The 3,635-nt window shown below is 62.5% G+C and carries 1 protein-coding gene and 1 pseudogene; both read right to left on the reverse strand.

Going from position 1 to position 3,635, the window contains the following annotated elements; all coding sequences use genetic code 11:
- Window positions 1-393: 393 nt before the first annotated feature.
- Window positions 394-2,574, reverse strand: coding sequence for a DPP IV N-terminal domain-containing protein (locus VLU25_01750; GenBank protein ID HSR66638.1), 2,181 nt, complete (start codon window positions 2,572-2,574; stop codon window positions 394-396).
- 505 nt (window positions 2,575-3,079) lie between these two features.
- Window positions 3,080-3,622: pseudogene (gene rplQ / locus VLU25_01755) on the reverse strand (50S ribosomal protein L17).
- Between the last annotated feature and the right edge of the window lie 13 nt (window positions 3,623-3,635).

Below are 3,635 nucleotides of genomic sequence, written 5' to 3' on the forward strand. Positions count from 1 at the left end.
TGACTTCTAACACAGTCGCTGCCTGCCCTCCGTAGCCTTTGGCGGAGGAGGGGGCGGGCGAATCGCACCCCTTCGGGGATCTCAAGCTTCGCCATTCGCACTTCGGACCTCCTCCGTCGCCGGCTCGGAAGTCTCCCAGAAGACACTTGCTTTTCAACACAGTCGCCTCATCAATTCTGAGCCGGGGCCCTCCGGTTCTTGTCCCTGAAGGGGACAGATTCGCTAGCCCAGGGTCAGCCCCGGCGAGCGCAAGCGAGACGGCGGCGCCACCCTGGGTTTCAGACGGCCAAGGCCCGAACGCTGAAGGCGTGGGATAACCCTACGGGTGGCTCTAAACTTTTCTCGCGGGCCGCCCGCCTTCATCGAACTCGGACCAAGCCCCTATAAAAGGACCTACAGATTATCGAGGATGAAGGCGGTCATGAGTTTTTGCAGGTGGTAGACCTGCCAGGGATCCCTCACCCCGTGGCGCGAGCCGGGATAGAGCATCAATTGAAAGCTCTTGTCGGCCTGCTGGAGCCGGTCCACGAACTGAATGCTGTTCTGCATGTGGACGTTGTCGTCGATGGTGCCGTGGACGATCAGCAGCTTGCCCTTAAGATCGCCCGCCGCCTCGAGGGGCGAACTCTTCTCGTATCCCTCGGGATTGGTCTGGGGACGCCCCATGTAGCGCTCGGTATAGATGGTGTCGTAAAGATGCCAGTCGGTCACCGGCGCCCCGGCGATGCCGATCTTGAAGCTGTCGGAATGAGTCAGGGCGTAGCTGGTCATGTAGCCGCCGTAACTCCAGCCCCACAGTCCGATGCGCGAAGCGTCCACCCAGGGCTTCTGCCTGAGCCAGTCGAGGCCGTCTTCCAGGTCGCGCAATTCCAGTTCGCCCAGGTTGCGGTGGACGGGCCAGGCGCTCCGGACGCCTTTGGCGCTGGCCGAACGGTTGTCGCAAATCCAGATGACGTAGCCCTTCTGGGCCAGCATGCGGTGCCAGAGCATGCGCGTCCCGGCCCAGCCGTTGCGCACCTGAGGGGCTTGCGGGCCCGAGTAGGTGTGGCTCATCACCGGGTATTTCTTGGACTCGTCGAAGTCGGGCGGCTTGATCATCATGGCCTCCATGACGAATCCGTCGCGGGTCTTCACCTGGTGGCGCTCGAGGGGCGGCAGGTCGTATTCCTTAAGGGCCTCGACGGGGTTGGCGTCGATGACGCGGGCTTCCTGGCCGCCGGCGCGAAAGAGGCGCACCTGGGTGGGCGTATCGAAATCGCTCCAGGAATCGATGTAGAGCGTGCAGTCGGGATTGAAGCGGGCCGAGTGGGTTCCGGCGCGCTGGGAAAGGCGTTTGAGTCCTTCGCCGTCCATCCCCACCCGGTAGACATGGCGCTCGGTGTAGTCGTGTTGGGTGGCGGTGAAGTAGACCCATTGGCCGTCACTGCCATGCAGGTCGGTGACGTCCCATTCGCCCTCGGTGAGCGCGCCTTTGAGCTGAAAGTCGGAGCCGTAGCTGTAGAGATGGCTCCATCCCGTGCGCTCGCTCATCCACAGGAAGGAACCGTCCTCCAGCCACTCGGGCTGTCCCAGCACGTTGACCCAGGCCGGGGACTCCTCGCGGATCACCGTCCTGGGAGCGCCCTCTCCGGGCTGGACGGCGTTGAGATCGAGCCAGGTCTGCTCGCGGTCCTGGACCTGGAAGAGCAGGTGCTCGGCGTCGGGACTCCAGCCCACCCGCACGATGAGGATTTCCTGGCTGCCGTAAGCGGAAAGGTCGATCCAATGGGTTTCTCCGCCCGCCGCCGAAACCATTCCCAGGCGCACGCCGGGATTAGGATCGCCCGCCTTGGGATAGCGCATGACCTCGGTCTCGAGGTGGACGGGCCGATGATCGATGACATTGAAATGGGGAACCTTGGTCTCGTCCAGCTGCAGGTAGGCGATGCCGCTGGAGTCGGGAGACCACCAGTAGGCCCGGAAGTTGCCGCGACCGTAGACTTCTTCCTGGTAGACCCAGTCGAGGACGCCGTTGTAGATCTCCCCTCCCCCGTCCTCGGTCAGGCGCCGCTCGCGGACCCGCTCCAGGTCGATGACGTAGAGATTGTATCCGCGCACGAAGCTGACCATGCGGGCGTCGGGACTGAAGTCCTCTTCCTGCTCGGGAATCTGGGGCGTATCGGTCAGGCGCATGACGTCCCCGCCGGAGCGGTAGAGAAAGAGGTCGTTGCCGAAGTTGAAGAGCAACAGCGAGCCGTCGGCGCTGGAGGCAGAAACCTCCGTATGCGAAGCCTTCTTGGCCTCGTCCTGGCTGAAGCCGGGCAAGCGGGCGAAAGCCTCTTGCAGGGGTTCGCGCTCCATGAGCGGGCTGGTGTCGCCGCTGAGGGCGTGCACTTTGACCACCCGCTCCCCCCGTACGCGCTCGCTGTAGTGCTCGCTGTCAAGCCAGGTGCGGAAGGTGAGGCGGGAGCCGGAAAAGTCCTTCTTGCGGTCGGGATGGTAGAGGTCGTCCAGCGTCAGTTGTTGGGATTGGGCCATCGCGGGGACGGCGCCGAGAAGCGTCATCAAGGCGAAAATCAGGGTCCTGACAAGCATAGCGGCCAATATAGCAGCTTTAGCCTCTCGCTTCCCTGCCGGACCGGCCTCGATAGGAGTTGATGCTGGTAAGTTGGGTAATTGCGCAGCCGTGGGTAATTGCGCAGCCGTGGGAGGCGCGTCCTTTCGGCCCTCCGTCGCCAAGGCTATGGAGGGCTTCGCGATGGTACCGGAGCGCCGGACGGCTCCAATCCCCCTAGCCTTCCGAGTCGTCCTTAGAAGACTCCTCCGCCTTCTCTTTGTCGGCCTTGGCCTTAGCCTCTTTCTTCTCTTCCTTGTCCCCAGCCTTTGCCTTTTTCCTGGGCTTGGCCTCGGCCTTTTTGGAGTCGGCTTTCTTAGCCTTGGCCTTAACCTTAGCCGGCTTGTCGGCCTTCTCATCCGACTTCTCGGCCTTGGCTTCCTGGGTCTTGGCTTCCTGGGTCTTGGCTTTCTCGGCCTTGGCTTTCTGGGTCTTGGCCTTCTGGGCTTTGGGCTTCTTGGCTTCAGCCTTTGCCGTCTTCTTTTCTTTCCCTTCGCCGGCCTCTTCGGTTTTGGTTTTCTTGGCGGCCTTCTTTTTCTTGGGCTTGGCCTCCGCCTTGGACTCTTCCTTCGCTTCGGCCTTTTTGGCTGTCTTCTTGGTCTTGGGGGCGGCCTTCTTCTTTTTCTTGGCCTTGGGTTTGGCCTTGGGCTCCTCCACCGGCGGCTCGAGTTCGCTTCCCACCAGCTCCAGCAGCGCCAAATCGGTGGCGTCGCCCTTGCGGTGGGTGCCTAGACGGACGATGCGGGTGTAGCCGCCGTTGCGGTCGGCGAAACGCGGGGCCAGGTCGGAAAAGAGCTTGTGCACCACGTCTTTGCTGCGGATGACCGAGAGCGCCTGACGGCGGGCGTGCAGCGTTTCACGCTTGCCCAGCGTGATCATTTTCTCGGCGAAGGGACGCAGTTCCTTGGCCTTGGGCACGGTGGTGATGATGCGCTCCTTTTCCAGGAACTCGGTCACCATGGTGCGCAACATGGCCTTGCGGTGGCTGCTGGTGCGGTTCAGCTTGCGGTGTGCTTTACGGTGTCGCATGTCCGTCTATGTC

This window comes from Acidobacteriota bacterium, from assembly GCA_035471785.1.
In the GTDB taxonomy this organism is placed as follows: domain Bacteria; phylum Acidobacteriota; class UBA6911; order RPQK01; family DATIPO01; genus JANQFM01.